The organism is Cryobacterium serini (genome assembly GCF_004404025.1).
GTDB classification, from domain to species: Bacteria; Actinomycetota; Actinomycetes; order Actinomycetales; family Microbacteriaceae; genus Cryobacterium; species Cryobacterium serini.
On record NZ_SOHN01000003.1, the window covers coordinates 336,747 to 352,372 of the forward strand.

General features: G+C 64.5%; 13 protein-coding genes and 1 tRNA gene. 5 read left to right on the forward strand and 9 right to left on the reverse strand.

Annotated features, from left to right (window positions below):
- Positions 1-69: 69 nt before the first annotated feature.
- The 5 genes from E3T51_RS01645 to E3T51_RS01665 form a co-directional block, all read right to left on the reverse strand.
- Entirely contained in the window at positions 70-1,380 is a 1,311-nt protein-coding gene (locus tag E3T51_RS01645) for a UDP-glucose dehydrogenase family protein (RefSeq protein ID WP_134526633.1), read from the reverse strand.
- 210 nt (positions 1,381-1,590) lie between these two features.
- Positions 1,591-2,478, reverse strand: a complete 888-nt coding sequence (locus tag E3T51_RS01650) for an aminotransferase class IV (protein WP_134526636.1) — start codon at positions 2,476-2,478, stop codon at positions 1,591-1,593.
- 82 nt (positions 2,479-2,560) lie between these two features.
- Positions 2,561-3,484: an anti-sigma factor gene (locus E3T51_RS01655; RefSeq protein WP_134526639.1), complete on the reverse strand. Its 924-nt coding sequence runs from the start codon at positions 3,482-3,484 to the stop codon at positions 2,561-2,563.
- The gene (locus E3T51_RS01660) at positions 3,481-4,065 is read right to left on the reverse strand and encodes a sigma-70 family RNA polymerase sigma factor (protein ID WP_241989106.1); all 585 of its coding nucleotides are present in this window, start codon (positions 4,063-4,065) and stop codon (positions 3,481-3,483) included. The genes E3T51_RS01655 and E3T51_RS01660 overlap by 4 nt, the downstream gene beginning before the upstream one ends.
- A 390-nt stretch (positions 4,066-4,455) precedes the next feature.
- The gene (locus E3T51_RS01665; RefSeq protein WP_134526645.1) at positions 4,456-5,085 is read right to left on the reverse strand and encodes a DNA-directed RNA polymerase subunit beta; all 630 of its coding nucleotides are present in this window, start codon (positions 5,083-5,085) and stop codon (positions 4,456-4,458) included.
- A 102-nt stretch (positions 5,086-5,187) separates the two neighbouring features.
- On the opposite strand from E3T51_RS01665, the gene E3T51_RS01670 reads away from it, so the two are divergent.
- Positions 5,188-5,260 (forward strand) — tRNA-Lys (locus E3T51_RS01670).
- Positions 5,261-5,325: 65 nt separating this feature from the next.
- Here E3T51_RS01670 and E3T51_RS01675 read toward each other — a convergent pair.
- Complete coding sequence (locus E3T51_RS01675; RefSeq protein WP_166806349.1) at positions 5,326-5,832, reverse strand: MarR family winged helix-turn-helix transcriptional regulator; 507 nt, start codon at positions 5,830-5,832, stop codon at positions 5,326-5,328.
- Between the two features lie 61 nt (positions 5,833-5,893).
- Between E3T51_RS01675 and E3T51_RS01680 the strand changes: the two genes are divergently transcribed.
- The 3 genes from E3T51_RS01680 to E3T51_RS01690 are packed head-to-tail and all read left to right on the forward strand — an operon-like array spanning position 5,894 to position 9,495.
- Positions 5,894-7,003 (forward strand): ABC transporter substrate-binding protein, encoded by a 1,110-nt coding sequence (locus E3T51_RS01680; RefSeq protein ID WP_134526651.1) that lies wholly within the window; start codon positions 5,894-5,896, stop codon positions 7,001-7,003.
- Positions 7,004-7,061: 58 nt separating this feature from the next.
- Complete coding sequence (locus tag E3T51_RS01685) at positions 7,062-8,480, forward strand: APC family permease (protein ID WP_241989107.1); 1,419 nt, start codon at positions 7,062-7,064, stop codon at positions 8,478-8,480.
- A 4-nt stretch (positions 8,481-8,484) separates the two neighbouring features.
- On the forward strand, positions 8,485-9,495 hold the full coding sequence (locus E3T51_RS01690) for an acetamidase/formamidase family protein (RefSeq protein ID WP_134526654.1): 1,011 nt from the start codon (positions 8,485-8,487) through the stop codon (positions 9,493-9,495).
- Positions 9,496-9,662: 167 nt separating this feature from the next.
- On the opposite strand, the gene E3T51_RS01695 is transcribed toward E3T51_RS01690, so the two are convergent.
- The 3 genes from E3T51_RS01695 to E3T51_RS01705 form a co-directional block, all read right to left on the reverse strand.
- Positions 9,663-10,181 carry a pyridoxine/pyridoxamine 5'-phosphate oxidase gene (locus E3T51_RS01695; protein WP_134526657.1) on the reverse strand — a complete coding sequence of 173 codons (519 nt, stop codon included), beginning with the start codon at positions 10,179-10,181 and terminating at the stop codon, positions 9,663-9,665.
- A gap of 90 nt (positions 10,182-10,271) precedes the next feature.
- Positions 10,272-11,519: a GAF domain-containing protein gene (locus tag E3T51_RS01700; protein ID WP_134526660.1), complete on the reverse strand. Its 1,248-nt coding sequence runs from the start codon at positions 11,517-11,519 to the stop codon at positions 10,272-10,274.
- Positions 11,520-11,620: 101 nt separating this feature from the next.
- Positions 11,621-12,907, reverse strand: coding sequence for a DUF445 domain-containing protein (locus tag E3T51_RS01705; RefSeq protein WP_134526663.1), 1,287 nt, complete (start codon positions 12,905-12,907; stop codon positions 11,621-11,623).
- A gap of 195 nt (positions 12,908-13,102) precedes the next feature.
- On the opposite strand from E3T51_RS01705, the gene E3T51_RS01710 reads away from it, so the two are divergent.
- A complete protein-coding gene (locus tag E3T51_RS01710) occupies positions 13,103-15,274 on the forward strand; it encodes a heavy metal translocating P-type ATPase (protein ID WP_134526665.1) in 2,172 nt (723 codons plus the stop codon).
- Positions 15,275-15,626: the final 352 nt, after the last annotated feature.

Consider the following 15,626-nt stretch of genomic DNA (forward strand, 5'->3'; position numbering starts at 1 on the left):
GCTGAACGCCCCGTTTACAAAGTGGGCCCGCGATCCGGGCCAGAGAACGCACTGCACCGAGACTTCAGGCTACGGACGACCGAGGCCGTGGTAGGTCCAGCCGGCGGCACGCCAGGCTGCGGGATCGAGAGCGTTGCGGCCGTCGATCACCGTCTTCGTTTTCACGAGCGCACCGGCCCACACCGGGTCGAGATGCCTAAACTCGGGCCACTCGGTGACGAGCACGACGGCATCCGCTCCCCGCAGGGTGTCTTCGAGCGATTCTGCGTATTGGAGCTGCGGATGCCGCGCCCGTGAGTTCTCGATGGCCTGCGGGTCAGTCGCCACGACGTCGGCCCCCAGTCCGCGCAACTGCACGGCCACGTCGAGCGCCGGCGAATCACGCACGTCGTCGGAGTGCGGCTTAAAACTCAGGCCGAGCACCGCGACCTTGGCGTTGTAGACGGAGTCGCCGAGCGCCCCGACGGTGAGATCGACCACACGCTGGCGGCGACGCAGGTTGATCTTGTCGACCTCCTTGAGGAAGGCCACGGACTCACCGCGTCCCAACTCTTCGGCGCGTGCGGTGAAGGCGCGAATATCTTTTGGCAGGCAGCCGCCGCCGAAACCAACGCCGGCACCCAAAAAGCGACGACCGATGCGGCCGTCGTAGCCGATGGCATCCGCCAGCTGTGTCACATCGGCGCCAGTGACCTCGGCGATCTCGGCCATGGCGTTGATGAAGCTGATTTTGGTCGCCAGAAACGCATTTGCGGCGACCTTGACGAGCTCGGCGGTGGCATAGTCGGTTACGACGAGGGGGGTGTCGGCGGCGAGCGCCGTGGCGTAGATCTCGTTGAGCAGCTTCACGGCGTGCTCACCGGGCGCGCCCGCGGCGACCCCGTAGACGAGACGGTCCGGGCTGATGGTGTCCTGCACGGCGAATCCCTCGCGCAGAAATTCCGGATTCCAGGCCAGCGAAGCCCCACTGCCAGCCTCGATGAGCTCGGCCAGGCGCGCGGCGGTTCCCACCGGCACCGTGCTCTTGCCCACGACCAGGTCGCCGTCGGACAGATGCGGAATGAGCGATTCGATCGAAGCATCAACGTAGCGCAGGTCAGCACTGTAGCTGCCGGGCTTCTGCGGTGTTCCGACTGCGATGAAGTGCACCTGCGAGCCGGCGGCATCCGCTATGTCGGTGCTGAAACGCAGACGCCCACTGTTCCTGGCCGAGGTCAGAACCTCGGGCAGTCCGGGTTCGAAGAAGGGGGGCTTGCCGACGGCCAGCTGGGCGATCTTGGCGGCGTCGACGTCGATGCCGACGACGTCGTGCCCCAGCTCGGCCATCGCCGACGCGTGCACGGCACCCAGGTAGCCGCATCCAATGACAGAAATTCTCATGTATTCCTTTCGGTCATCCCAGAGCATACTGGGCGCGGCACTTAGGCCCAATTCGAGGGTGTCGACAAACGGATGCCGCAGCCCGGCCCGACAAGGTCAGCGCACCGCCTGCGGGTCAGCACTCCGCCTGCGGGTCAGCGCGCCGCCTGCGGGTCAGCGCGCCGCCAGGGGTGGCGCCCCGACCCGTAGCGGGCGCGGCGAAGCGCGCGGCTACGCCGTGCGTGCCAGCAGGTACGTGTTCAGGGCATCCGTCAGCGCCTGGTCGGCGGCAAACGCCGCACCGTCGAGGGCGACGACGGACACGGCCAGGCGCACGCTGGAGACGAGCCAGGCGGCATCCGCTTGGCGAAGTTCCTCGACCGTGACGTCGCGGTAGCCGACGGAAGCGCCCTGCGCGCGCAGGTAGTCGAACATGCTCTGCTGCGTGGTGCCGTGCAAAATGGCGCCGCTCGGCGCGGGCGTGACATACTCGCCGCCTATGCGCAGCACGACGCTCGAGGTCGGGCCTTCCATGACGAAGCCGTCTGTGGTGAGAAAGATGGTGTCGTCGGCGTCGCGACGGTGCGCTTCGCGAATAGCCGCCATATTTACCGCATAGCTCAGCGTTTTCGCGCCCATCAGCAGCCAGGGGGCTCGCTCGGCGACTCCCCGCGGGTAGCCGCGGTCGAGGGTGATCACGCGCACTCCGTTAGCCCGCACGATGCTGAAGTCCGCCGCGGCGGCGGCGTGCAGCCAGGCGGTCGGTGCCGGACCGTGCTCGACGCCGCGGCTGAGCACGAACTTGAGCGCGATTTCACCCCGCTGCGGAACGCGCGAGACCACGTACGCGATCGCAGCGCGCCACTGGTCGGCGTTCGGCACCGGCAGGTCGCAGATGCGCGCGGAGTTGCGCAACCGGCTGATGTGCGGCTCAACCTCCTGCGGGTGGCCGTTGACGACGGCGAGGGTCTCGAAGACTCCGTCGCCGCGCTGGGTGCTCAGCTCGCCAACGCGCAGCGCCGGGGCGGACGAATCCATCTCGCGGAATGTATCGGCGAAGTCCTGCTGCAGCGAGTCAGCGGGCACAGGGTCAATCAACAGAGTGAAGGGCAGTCTCATGTCCCGAGCCTAGTTGGGCATCCGCTCCGGGCGCACACAAGCGCTTACGGCCGCACCCACCGAAATGGGAGCGGCCGGCTTATCAACTCTGGAACGCGACGATCGGGTCAGTCGTCGGCTGGTCGGAGCCGCCGCTGGGCTCAACGGTTACGCCGACCTGGTCGCCGGCATGCATCGTGCCGTCGAGTACCCGCCAGGCTGTGCTGTCACCCCGTGAGTCGAAGGTGCCAGCCGGAGCTGCACCCTCACCATTGATGTACCAAAGTTGGTAGTCCTGATCGCTTGGCAGCACCGGCAGATTATCGACGAGCACCGCGGAGATTCCCAGCTTGTTCGACCAGACCAGGGTGGCTTCCTGGCCGTCGGCAGTTGTCGTGGCGGCACGCTGAGAATCGTCGGCCGCGTTGATCTGCGCGAGCCCGGATGCCTGCTGGGACTCGAACTGGTTGGTGTTGAGCGTTTGGCCGAGCACGGTTCCGCCGACGAACAGCGCAACAGCAGCAGCGGCGGCCAGCATGATCTGCGCCGGACGTTTGAACCACCGCGCCTGGGCACGTTCGGCTGCCGTCGCCGAGCCGTGCGGGCTGCTGGCTGCACCATTGCTCGAGCGGATGTCCGTGATGGCCGACGGCGCGTCGGCAGACACCCCCCCGGCGGTCGCCGGCGGTGTACCGGGCAAGCCGGGTGTGCTCGGAGCGGGGGTCGTCTCAACGGCGGAGGCCGCGGCCTCCGTCGGGTCGGGGCCAGCGGCACGCGGCAGGGGCGGAAGCTGCGGGGTCGATGCGAGCAGGGACATGAGGTTGGCCTTGACCGCGGCTGAGGGCTGCACAGGGGCCACGGCGAGGCCGAGGGCCACGGCGGTGTCGTTCAACTCGGCAGCCTCGATGCGCGCCCACTCGGATTCGGCGAGATGTGCTTCGAAGGTAGCCGTGTCGTCGGCGTCGAGGGCGTGCAGGGCGTAAGCGCCGGAAAGATCTGCGGGGTGCTGCTCGTTACGGCTGCTCATGATGCCACGCCCAGTTCGTCGCGAAGGCGGATCAGCCCGTCGCGGAGCCGCGTCTTCACTGTGCCCAACGGGATGTGGAGCATGTCGGCGACCTCGCTGTGACTGAACCCGCCGTAATACGCGAGGCTCACAGCCTGACGCTGCAGCTGAGTCAATCGAGTCATCGCCTTCTCCACCCTTTCATGTTCGATTCGTACTTCAACGGTTTCGGCCACGTGATCGTAGGCAACGGCCAGGTCACGGATTCCGATTTTGGTATCGCGGTCCCGTCCGGCCTGCGACGACCGAATTCGGTCGACGGCCCGCCGGTGTGCCATGGTGAGAATCCAAGTGCTCGCACCACCACGCGTTGGTTCGTATCGCGACGCCGACTGCCAGATCTCCAGAAAAATCTCTTGGGTCACTTCTTCCGACTGCGCGTGGTCGACAAGCAGACGCTTGACCAGGCCAAGCACCCGCGGGGCGATCTGGTCATATAGTTCTCCGAAGGCCGATTGGTCACCGTGGGCTACTCGAGCAAGCAGCTCCTCCTTGGGGGCAGGGGCTGCCGGCGCGAGGTCTCCGGCGGAATCAACAGTCATGAGACCTAGCATGTCAGGTCTCGTCCCGTTCCATGACTAGGGTTCGGTGCGAAGTACCCATTGGATTGGTCGCTACGAGAATTAGCCCGCAAGAAAAGCGGATGCCCGCGGCCAGATTCGCGTCGCCGCGGCCGGAATGCAGAAGGTCGGGCCGCAGAGCACCTCTCGGCGCGAGGCCGCTCGAAGCGGCGAATAATGGAACCCGGGATTACTGCGGCCCGACCAGGTTCCAGTGTATTCGAACAGGGCGGTCGGCGTCGAATGTTCGCCCTTGGCGCACAAGGGAATATGCGATTGCCGTGGCATCGCCCGACCGGGCCCACCTTATGAACCTGGGCCCGGTTTATAAACTGGGCCCAGGTTCCGGGCCTGGGCCCGAGCCGTGCGGGACTATTCGAGGGAGTCGCGGCGCCAGAGACGCGCACAGGCCGCGAACTCGGCGGCGGTCGTCGAGAAGCGCAACGCACGCGTGGTCAGCTCCGAGGACCGATGCGGCTCGGTCAGCTCGAGATCGTCGGCGATGCTCGTGGCCCCGACCGCCGTGACCCGGCAATAGGCGGCGCCGCGGTCCAGCGCCACCGCGAAGTCTCCGGTGAATAGTCCGCGCAGAATCTCGTCCGCGAGAGTCATGATCTCGGCTGGACCGGTGGGCACGGCAGCGCCGGCAACCAGTGGATCGATCGTTGCGGCAGCATCCGTTCCGCGTTGGTAGAGGTAGGCACAGCCTTCGGGGTCCTGCCGAATCAGCATGCGAATGAGGTAGATGCGCCAGAGAGCGCCCGGCAGGCTGCGGGGTGTGGCCCGGGACCACAATTCGGCGACCGCGTCGATGCCGTTTTCGTCGGTGTAGGCGACCAAGCGCTCGACCGTCTCGGGGTCGGGGTCTTTGCGCACCCGGTTCAGCAGGGCCTGCGCTGTCTCGTGGGCGACCCGGCTGATAGCGGCGGGATCGTCACCACCCTGAAATGCCTCGAATTTGTTCGCAGAGAACAGGGTGGGCTTGTGGAAGTTGTCTGCCATGGCGGTTCTCCTCGTTTCACTGTGCGCTCGGGTGGCGTTTTTTCTCGTCCTCCACGCTACCGAGAAAAGCTGAGCGTGAATCCACGGTAGATTAGAACCTACGGGCCTCTAGCTCAGTTGGTAGAGCAAAGGACTTTTAATCCTTGGGTCGTCGGTTCGAGCCCGACGGGGCCCACAATGATCGCGCACAGGACGCGGCACAGGCGCACTGAATCTCCACAAGATTCAGTGCGTCTCTCGTTAGCGAGGCCGGACGTGCTGCGATTGCAGGTCGAGACTCGCACCTGCGTCCAATGCGCGCGCGGCGAAGTCGGCGGCTTCAAGCAAAGCCGTTGCGGCATCTGGCCCGAGCCTCTGCTGGAGCGTTTGCTCCCAGGCGACGACAATCTGACGAATGCGCTCGAGTTTGTGACGGCCCCGGTCGGACACATGCACTGTGATTCGTCTGCGATCGGCAACGGTCGGCAATCGAAAGGCGCACGCCGTGTCCTCCAGCGCATCCACGATACGGCTCAGGCTCGCGTTCGCCATACCCGATGCCTCGGCCAGCTCTCCCATCGTCGGCGAGTCAAGCCTCTCCAAAGTCTCTAAAATTCGCCACTGATCGGGCGTTGCGCTTTCTTCCGAAAGCGCAACTGTCAACCCGAGCGCGAGACGCCGTTCGAGATTTGACAGCGTCCAGACCAACTCCGCAAGTGGAGCCGCGAATTCCGGTCCCGGCCGTGCGCTGGGCGAGTCCTCGGCCATTCCACTCCTTGGCAAGTACGTGCGATGAGACCTGGTGTTTCTCAGGCATAATAATTGTCCTATGACGTCACCGGTCAGCATATTACTCCCGAGCGAAGTTCTGCTGAGCGGCCCCGATCCGCACGCGCTTCGACTGGGACTTCTTGCACCGCTGTCGGGCTTGCTGGGCGTGGCTGGCCCGGCGATCATCAACTGCGCAATCCTGGCCGGAGAAGAAATCTGTCTGGCCACCGAAACAGTCATGGAACTCGTCCTGATCGATGCGGGCGGAATGCCCGACGCCGTCGCGCGCGAAGTCGACCTCCTGGTCGGAGCAGGGTTGGTCAATGGCCTGGTCGGAACCCACACATCCAATATTCGAGTAGCCGTGGAGGCGCGGGTGGCCGACCGAGTGCCCTACGTTTTCACTCCGCCGCACGAATTCAGTCGGGCCCGCGCAGGGAGCGTTTTTCTCGGCAGCGACCCCAAAGAACATCTGCGCCAGCCGATCGCCTGGTTGGCCCGGAACCGACGGATAACGCGGTGGGCGCTCATTGGTAGTGACTATGTTTGGCCGCGCCAAGTACACCGAGCGGCGACTTCGGTGCTGCGGGAGCTCGGGCAACCCATCGTGTTGGACCGACTCGTGCCGATGGGCCACGTCGATGCAGCCGAACTCGTAGCGGCAACCCGACGCGCAGGCGCCGACGCGATCCTGGTCTCGCTGGTCGGGCGCGACGGCATCGAGTTTCATCGCGGAGTCACCGAACTGGATGCCGGCCAGTCTTTCGTCAGGCTGTGCACCGCCCTCGACGAAAATTGTCTAATCGCCGTCGGCGGCGACTCAAGTGGTGAACTGTATTCCGCCATGCCCACTTTCTTGCAGCAAGGTGATGATCGACACCTTCGGCTGCTGGAATCCTACGTCGCACGCTTTGGGCTCACGGCACCCCTTCCAGGGGCCTACGCCGAGGGATGTTACGACGGCGTGCACGTGTTGGCGGCCCTCTGTAGGAGCGGCTTGCTCGCAGTGACCTCCGCTGCCAACGCGGCCGAACAATTATTTGCCGCAAGCTCGGGCGGTGCTGCGAGTGGGTCAGAGCTCGGATACGACCTCACGCGACGACCGATGCGCTTAGCGCGTGCGAATGACACTGATTTGGAGATTGTCGGGATGTCCAGCAGGGTGTAGCCTGATAAAAATTTCCACTTGGAAACAATAACGTCTGTCGACGACGATTGGACCACGCGTGAACGCCACGACCAACTCTGGTGGCTTAGCCACTTCCGGTATTGAACAATTTGGCTACAAGCAGGAGCTGAAGAGAACGCTGACTTTCAGTGACCTCATCATCTACGGCCTGATCTTCATGGTCCCGATCGCACCATTCGCCATCTTCGGCGGAGTCTTCCACGACTCGGGCGGAATGCCGCCGGTCGCGTACATCATCGCGTTGATCGCCATGATGTTCTCGGCCAATTCGTACTCGCAAATGGCCCAGGCCTTCCCGATGGCCGGGTCCGTCTACACCTACGCCGGTCGCGGGATCAACCGCCCTGTCGGCTTCATCGCCGGTTGGATGATTCTGCTGGACTACATCCTCATTCCGACCCTGCTGTACTTTGTCGCTGCCATCGCGATGAATGGCATCATCAGCCAGATCCCAATTTGGCTTTGGCTGGTTCTCTTCGTTGCGCTCAACACGGTGATCAACTACCTGGGCATCCACCTTGCCGCCGTCGTGATCCGCGTCATGCTGGTGCTCGAACTCTTGGTACTGGCCATTTTCCTGATCGTCGGCATCGTCGCCGTCTCGCAGGGCAAGGGCCAGGGTTTCAGCTTCGACGCTTTCTACAATTCGGAAACGTTCTCCCTCCCCCTGCTATTCGGCGCCGCGTCCATTGCCGTGTTGTCATTTCTGGGCTTCGATGGAATCTCCACCCTGGCTGAAGAAAACAGCGGCAGCAGCAAATCTCTCGGTCGCTCGATGATCGCCGCGCTCTGCCTGCTAGGCGTTTTGTTCATCGCACAGACCTGGGTCGCCTCGATGCTGGTGGAAGACCCTGCAGCCCTTATCGCCAACGGAGACCCGACGGGAGTGGCCTTCTACGAGGCGGCCGCTGTTGCTGGCGGACCGTTCATGTACATCCTGACCGCAGCCTCGACCGCCATCGCCTGGGGTTTTGCCAATGCACTCGTCGCTCAGGCATCGACGTCTCGCCTGCTTTACGCGATGGCGCGCGACCGCCAGTTGCCCAAATTCCTCGCCAAGGTGAGCGAGAAGCACAGCGTACCGGTCAACGCAACATTTCTAGTCGCCGCGATCTCTCTCGTCCTGGGACTGTTCCTGACTGTTCTGCCAGACGGGCTGGGCGCCATCGCCGCTCTGGTCAACTTTGGCGCTTTGACGGCATTCCTGCTGCTGAACGTATCGGTCGTGTGGTGGTTCATCGTGAGGCAGAAATCCCGCCGCTGGTTCGTGCACCTGATTTTCCCGGTGCTGGGATTCGTGGTCCTCTCCTTCGTGCTCTACAACGCCCGAGTATCCGCCCAGATCCTCGGCGTGGCCTGGCTGATCCTGGGAGTCGTCGTCGCGGTCGTGCTCTACAAATCGGGTCGCATGACCAACCCTGTCCCCGTCGAGCCGGCACAGATCAGGGTGAGGTAGCGATATGACAGTGCACCAGCTCGCTCCCCTCCCCGAACAGTATTCCTATGTGTTCGGCGGGCGCACCCCCCTGTTGAGTGTGCGCCCCGGCGACATCATCGAGGTCAGCACGGAGGACTGCTTTGGCGGTCGGGTAACGAATCCGGGGGACGTTCCCAGCCAGATTGTGCCGTTCAACGAACTCAATCCGGTCTCCGGTCCGATCGAGGTGGCCGGCGCAGAACCCGGTGACCTGCTGGCCGTACATTTCGTTTCCATCGTCCCGGCGCGCCAATACGCCATCTCGAGCACTTTCCCCCTCTTTGGCGCGCTCTCCGCGACGCACGAGACGGCAATGCTGCACGAGCCGCTCGAGGAGCGGGTGTGGTTCTATCGTCTTGACCTGGATGCCTGGACGGCTATTTTTCGCGCGAAGAACTCGGACTACACGCTCGCTCTCCCGCTCGATCCCATGCACGGAACGGTGGGTGTCGCTCCGGCAGGCGGTGAGGTTCGGTTGGTCGTGACGCCGTCCACCCACGGTGGCAACATGGACACACCGGAAGCGCGCGCCGGAACAACTCTCTATCTTCCGGTCAATGTCGCCGGGGCGATGCTGTCGCTCGGAGATGGTCACGCGCGCCAGGGTGAGGGCGAGGTGTGTGGCACCGGACTCGAATCGGCAATGAACTCGGTGATCGCCCTCGACCTGATCAAGGGCGGCGCCTCGGCGTGGCCTCGGCTCGAGAACGATGAATTCATCATGAGCACGGGGTCGGCGCGCCCACTGGAGGACGCGTTCCGGATCAGCCAAAAAGATCTCGTGAGCTGGGCATCCGATCTCACCGGTCTCGACACGCTCGATGCGTACCAGCTCGTCAGCCAAATGGGACTCGCGCCGGCCGCAAACGTGTGCGATCCCAACTACACGATGGTGGCCAAACTGCCCAAGTGGACTTTGAAGGATGCACAGGCCTATGGCGGGGTGCACTCTCGGTTGCGCGCCGCGGCCGTGGAATACACTGCGGCACGGTAGCCCTGGCGTCACGATCCCACGGGTTCGACGCACACTCGCATGCGCTGATGATGTGTCGATGGCGCCCGCATCAGTGCGACTGACAAAAAATGAGGCTGCCCGCAAAGTTTCGAATTCAGCCACCACGATCACGCCTGATCGGGCGAACGACTGTCGCGAGCCCGGCTTTAAAGCACGTACCGGTGGCGAATGTGGTGGCGATCACTGCTCGCCTGCCAAAATTCCACTTCCGTGGGATGCAGGGCAAAAAGCTGCCAATCGGGGTTGTCGCGGCCGTCGGCACCGGGACGCTCATCCCAGTCGCGAGCGGATGCCTCGGCCGAAAGCAGGGTGACTGCGCCACTAACGCGCACCTGACGACCAAATTTCGCCCAGTAGAAATTCATGGCGGCTTGCGGGTTTGCAGTAAGTTCCCGGCCTTTGCGGGACCCCACGGTGCTGGCAAAGTGCCAGGCTCCATCGTCGATGTTCTTCAAAATCATCATGCGGGACGATACCTGTCCGGTTTGGGTCGTCGTCGCGAGGCTGAAAGCGTGCGGCTGCAATACCCCGTCCGCGAGCGCTGCTTCGAGCCACTCGAGGAACAGGTCAACGGAATCGGCCGGTGCATCGGCTGGATCGAATTTCGGGAGATCGTTCGGAAAATCCGGGAGGGCCCGGAGGCGTTGACTGAAGGATTCGCTCACGCCGCGAGCTTACCCGCAGCTAAGAAAAGTGAGCGTCAGAGTGCTGCGAGTGATCTACCCGGCTGGCATCGCCTCGAGCACCACCACCGATTACGCCGGGAGGTGTGCCGGACCCTCGCTCGACGGCACCTGCAACTCGCGCTGCACCAGCAGCGCAAGTTCGCGCAATAGCACCTGGTCGACTTCGGCGAGCGAGCGCGGGGCCGGGTCGAAGACGCAGAGCGATCCGATGCGCTCCCCCGACGGCGATTCGATCGGGAATCCGGCGTAGAAACGGATGAGCGAATCACCGAGCACGAGCGGGTTCTGGCTGAACCGCTGGTCCTTTTGGGCGTCTTCCACCACGAAGGGTCCGTCTCCGGTAATCGTGTAGGCACAGAGCGAGTCAGCGCGCGGAATCTCTGGTGCTGCCACTCCGACCCTCGCCTTGTGCCATTGACGATCGTGGTCGATGACGCTGATCACCGCCGACTCGGTTTCAAAAAGTCGCTGAGCCAGAACGACGAGTTCATCGAACCGGGCCTCCGGCGGGGTGTCGACAATACCGAGGCGGTCGACGGCCGCCTGCCGGATGCGTTCCCGGCTGGCAGCATCCGCTACCCGTTGACCGACGTGTTCCGCGTTGATGCCGAGTCGTACCGCATCGAGGGTGTCAGCCATGGCATCGGCCAGCAGCACGGCCCAGTCCCGGTAGTCGGCTGGCGTGCGATGGCGGTCGGGCGTGAGCGTGGCAGCGGGTGAAAAGGGCAGAAAGGTGGTGCGCGGTGCCTCAGCGGCCACCTGCGCGCTGACCCGGTTGAGGTCTGCTGCGGAATGATCGGCGATGAATCCGAGCGGGAGGTTGAAGATCTCGATACTCCGAATCGGCGCGATCCCCAGAATGTAGAAGTAGGTACTTTGTGAGGTCTCACGTTGGAGCACCGTGAGTAGTTCTCCGAGGCGGGCGCGCCATTCGCGACGACTCACGAGTGTCAAAGCCTCATTGACACCAAGTGTCAGCACGACGGCGTCGAAGCGGCTGAGGCTTGGCAGGTCCAGTGCGGGGAGCGCGTTCGCCGCCGTCATCGTTCGATTGGCCACAAGGTCGATGTCTACTCCGCGACCGGTGAGCGCCGACAGCTCCCGGGCAAGCGAGCCGGGCAGGGCGAGTTGGTGGCTGAGCACACCCCAGCCAACAGCCGGTCCGCAGCCCAGAATGAGCACCCGATCGCTGTCGATTCCGGGAGCATGCGCCTGAGGCACATCGCTCGGCCGGGGCAGGCGGCGATCTTGACGCTCGGCGCATGCCGTCCACGCGCGCATCAGCGGCCGAACGGCCCACCGGGTCAGGTCGTGCATGTGGCGCCTTTCAGGAACAACAGAAAAACTTATTCTGCCCCGAATGGGGGAAAGCCCAAACACCACGGCCGTGATTTTCAGCTACTTCCCGGACTTCCGGCTCAAATCAGCGCGGCCACCGCGTTCGCGAGCGTGAAAATGGCCAGCCCGGCGAGGGCGCCGACCACGGTTCCGTTGATGCGAATGAACTGCAGGTCGCGGCCCACCTGCAACTCGATCTTCGCGGCTGTCTCTGCGGCCGGCCAGCGCTCCACGGTTTCGGTGATCACCCCGGCGATCTCGTGGCGATAGGTGGAGATGACGTGACTGGCGGTGTCGGCGAGCCAGCGGTCGATGCGGGAGCCGAGCGCGGCATCCGTCGTGAGGCGGTTGCCGATGTCGTGCAGAGTCGAGCGGATGCCCACCAGCAGCGCGCTGGCCGGGTCGTCGAGCGCCTGAGTGAGTGAGGCCTTGATGGCCTCCCAGGTGTCGCCGGCGAACTCGCGCAGCTTGGCATTGTCGAGAACCTCGGCCTTGAGATTTTCGACGCGGTTGATCATGGCCTGCTCATACTGCAGGTCGTGCATGACCTCTCCCAGGTAGTCATCCAGGGCCTTTCGCACCGGATGCTGCCGGTCCTGGCGGGCGGACGCGACAAAAGCGAGGACCTCACGGTAGGCCTTGTCATCGACGAGCTTGTCGACGAATCCGGGCAGCCAAGTGGGCAATCGCTGCGACACCACGCGGCCGAACGCTTCGGGGTGGTCGCGCAGCCAGCCGTCGGCGCGGTCGAGCAGCAGGTCGACGGCCGCGTGCTGCTGGCCGCTCGTGACCAGCCGTTCCCCCACCCGGCCGAGGCTCGGGGCCCACTCCGGTTGGATCAGGTGCTCGCGCGCGACGGATTCGATGAGGTTCTTGATGGCGTCATCACCGAGCAGGTTGAGCACCCCTTGGCCGGCGACAGCGAGCTCGTCGGTGAGCCTTTCGACGTTCTTGTCATCGCCGAGCCAGGCGCCGACGCGGCGGGCTGGTTGTACCGATTCGAGCTTGCCGCGGATGACCGCCTCGGAAAGAAAGTTGGTCTCGACGAACTCGCCGAGGCTCGCGCCGATCTCGGCCTTGCGGTTGGCGATGATGTTGGTATGCGGAATGCGCAGGCCCATCGGGTAGCGAAACAGGGCGGTCACGGCGAACCAGTCGGCGATGGCGCCGACCATGCCGCCCTCGGCGGCGGCACGCACGTATTCGAGCCAGGGGTAGCGGTCTTGCAGGGCGAACGAGACGGTGAAGATGATGGCCATGAGGGCGAGCAGGCCGGCCGCGAGTCGCTTCATGCGGGTGAGCGCGGTACGGCGGGCAGTGTCGTTCGGGGATTCGGCGGGGGGTGCCGTGGATATGCTCTGCGCCATGACTTAAGCCTGCCCGATTGCGCGGCAGAGTGCTGCTCATTCCTGCGTGTTCCGCTCGGAACCGTTCACGGGCACCTCGCCCGCGGCGACGAGCGCTGCAGTGCAACGGTGCTCGTCGGTACCGGAACTGAAATGAATATACCCTAAGGGGGTATACTTCGTGAATATCTTCAGATTCGGAATCGAGGAAATGATATGACACGGCCTGACGCGGACCACGGCACAGACGGCAGCACGGCTCACCTAAAGCCGGATCACGCGGCCATGAACCACGGCGCCATGAACCACACAGGCCACGGCGATCACGTCGGGCAGTTCCGGCGCCTGTTCTGGACCATGCTCGTCATCGCGGTGCCCGTGGTGGGGTTCAGCCACATGTTCGGGGCGCTCGTCGGGTATGCACTGCCGGACATCGCGGGCGTCACCTGGATCTCCCCCGTGCTCGGAACCGTCATGTATGTCTGGGGCGGACGACCTTTCCTCACCGGAGCGGTGTCTGAGCTGAAGGCGCGCAAGCCCGGAATGATGCTGCTGATCGCCCTGGCGATCACGGTCGCGTTCCTTGCTTCCTGGGGCGCGAGCCTCGGCCTCATCGACGCCGAGCTCGATTTCTGGTGGGAACTCGCGCTGCTGATCGTGATCATGCTGCTCGGCCACTGGATCGAAATGCGCTCGCTGGCGCAGACATCCACTGCACTGGAATCGCTCGCTGCGCTGCTGCCCGATGAGGCCGAGCGGGTCGAGGATGATGGCCTCGTTAGCGAGCACAGTGTGGTGGTCTCACCGAGCGACTTGGTGCTCGGCGACCTCGTCGTGGTGCGGCCGGGCGGGCGCGTACCGGCCGATGGTCAGGTCACCGAGGGTACGTCCGACGTCGACGAATCGATGATCACCGGCGAGTCACGGCCGGTACGGCGCTCGCGCGGCGACCAGGTCGTGGCGGGGACGGTCGCGACTGATTCAGCCCTGCGGGTGCGCGTGAGCGCCGTCGGCGATGACACCGCGCTGGCTGGAATCCAGCGGCTCGTCACCGAGGCACAGAACTCATCGTCACGGGCGCAGCGCATTGCCGACCGGGCGGCCGGCTGGCTGTTCTGGTTCGCGCTCGGCGCCGGTGTCGTGACCGCGATCGTCTGGACGCTGCTCGGCCAGCCGCAGGATGCCGTCGTGCGCACGATCACCGTGCTCGTGATCGCCTGCCCGCACGCCCTCGGACTGGCGATTCCACTCGTGGTGTCGATCGCCACCGAGCGTGCAGCGAAGGGCGGCGTGCTCATCAAGGATCGCCTCGCCCTTGAGAGCATGCGCCAGGTCACCTCGGTTCTGTTCGATAAAACCGGCACACTCACCAAGGGCGAGCCAACGGTCAGCCACGTGGCCGTCGCAAGCAGCCACGCGGATGCCGCAGCGCGCGTTCCTCAAGTCGGCGCGGCTTCGGCGGACGCTAACCTGTTTTCGAGCGACGACGTGCTCGCGTGGGCGGCGTCCGTGGAAGGTGACAGTGAACATCCGCTGGCTCGCGCCATTGTGAATTCTGCGCGCGCGCATGCTCTGACCGTGCCGCGGGCGAGCGACTTTCAGACTGCGGCGGCGGTGGGTGTGACCGCCCTGGTCGATGGGCACAGCGTGAGTGTCGGCGGGCCGAACATGCTCGACGAATACAAGGCGGCGCCGCTGGCCGAGACCGTGGCGTGGCAGAGCCAGGGCGCTATCATTTTGCACGTGCTGCGCGACGGCATTGTCGTCGGCGCGATCGGCCTGGCCGATGAGATCCGCGAGGAGTCACGGCAGGCGGTGGATGCCCTGCACCGACAGGGCATCGAGGTCGTCATGATCACCGGCGACGCCCAAGCCGTGGCCCAGTCAGTCGCAACCGAGCTCGGCATCGACCGGGTGTTCGCGGGCGTGCATCCGGAGGACAAGGCGCGCAAAGTGGCCGAGCTGCAGCGCGAAGGCCGCCGCGTGGCAATGGTCGGCGACGGAGTGAACGACGCCCCGGCGCTCGCGCAGGCCGACGTCGGCATCGCGATCGGCGCCGGGACCGACGTGGCGATCGCATCGGCGGGAGTCATTCTCGCGAGCGACGATCCGCGGTCGGTGCTCTCGGTGATCGAGTTGTCGCAGGCGAGTTACCGCAAGATGAGGCAGAACCTCTGGTGGGCGGCCGGGTACAACCTGCTGTCGGTTCCGCTCGCCGCGGGTGCGCTCGCACCGATCGGCTTCGTACTGCCGATGGAGATCGGGGCCCTGCTCATGTCGGTGTCGACCGTGGTCGTTGCCCTGAACGCGCAACTGCTGCGCCGCCTCGATCTGCGCCCGGAGGCGAGCGTGCGCGAGCGTGCAGCTTCGCAACCCCGAACGAGGTGAAACACAACCCAATCGGATAGGGTCGATTTGCGCGGGGAACACGTCGGTACCCGATATGGCGCGGCGCAGCGGAACAGGGGAACAGGGGAACAGGGGAACAGGGGAACAGGGGAAATCATTTCACAGTCATGGTCTATTGATTTACCCGAAACTCGACGCATCATCGCTGCTGTCGCGGCAGAAGCCGCGGAGTTCGACACCGCCGCTTCCGCGCTGACCAGCGAGTTGGCCGAGGCCTCGGCGGCCGTGCCCGGATCGAGGACCGCGACGGCACTGCTCGAGCTCGCCGAATTCCAATTAATAGTCAGCGTCGCCTAGGCCAAGAGCCACCTCGAGTCGGCGACCCTTCACA

What these genes read in the sequence shown, in the direction of transcription:
- E3T51_RS01645 (WP_134526633.1), bottom strand. Translation starts at nt 1,380, where the DNA reads ATGAGAATTTCTGTCATTGGATGCGGCTACCTGGGTGCCGTGCACGCG.
- E3T51_RS01650 (WP_134526636.1), bottom strand. Translation starts at nt 2,478, where the DNA reads ATGAGACTGCCCTTCACTCTGTTGATTGACCCTGTGCCCGCTGACTCG.
- E3T51_RS01655 (WP_134526639.1), bottom strand. Translation starts at nt 3,484, where the DNA reads ATGAGCAGCCGTAACGAGCAGCACCCCGCAGATCTTTCCGGCGCTTAC.
- E3T51_RS01660 (WP_241989106.1), bottom strand. Translation starts at nt 4,065, where the DNA reads ATGACTGTTGATTCCGCCGGAGACCTCGCGCCGGCAGCCCCTGCCCCC.
- E3T51_RS01665 (WP_134526645.1), bottom strand. Translation starts at nt 5,085, where the DNA reads ATGGCAGACAACTTCCACAAGCCCACCCTGTTCTCTGCGAACAAATTC.
- E3T51_RS01675 (WP_166806349.1), bottom strand. Translation starts at nt 5,832, where the DNA reads ATGGCCGAGGACTCGCCCAGCGCACGGCCGGGACCGGAATTCGCGGCT.
- E3T51_RS01680 (WP_134526651.1), top strand. Translation starts at nt 5,894, where the DNA reads ATGACGTCACCGGTCAGCATATTACTCCCGAGCGAAGTTCTGCTGAGC.
- E3T51_RS01690 (WP_134526654.1), top strand. Translation starts at nt 8,485, where the DNA reads ATGACAGTGCACCAGCTCGCTCCCCTCCCCGAACAGTATTCCTATGTG.
- E3T51_RS01700 (WP_134526660.1), bottom strand. Translation starts at nt 11,519, where the DNA reads ATGCACGACCTGACCCGGTGGGCCGTTCGGCCGCTGATGCGCGCGTGG.
- E3T51_RS01705 (WP_134526663.1), bottom strand. Translation starts at nt 12,907, where the DNA reads ATGGCGCAGAGCATATCCACGGCACCCCCCGCCGAATCCCCGAACGAC.
- E3T51_RS01710 (WP_134526665.1), top strand. Translation starts at nt 13,103, where the DNA reads ATGACACGGCCTGACGCGGACCACGGCACAGACGGCAGCACGGCTCAC.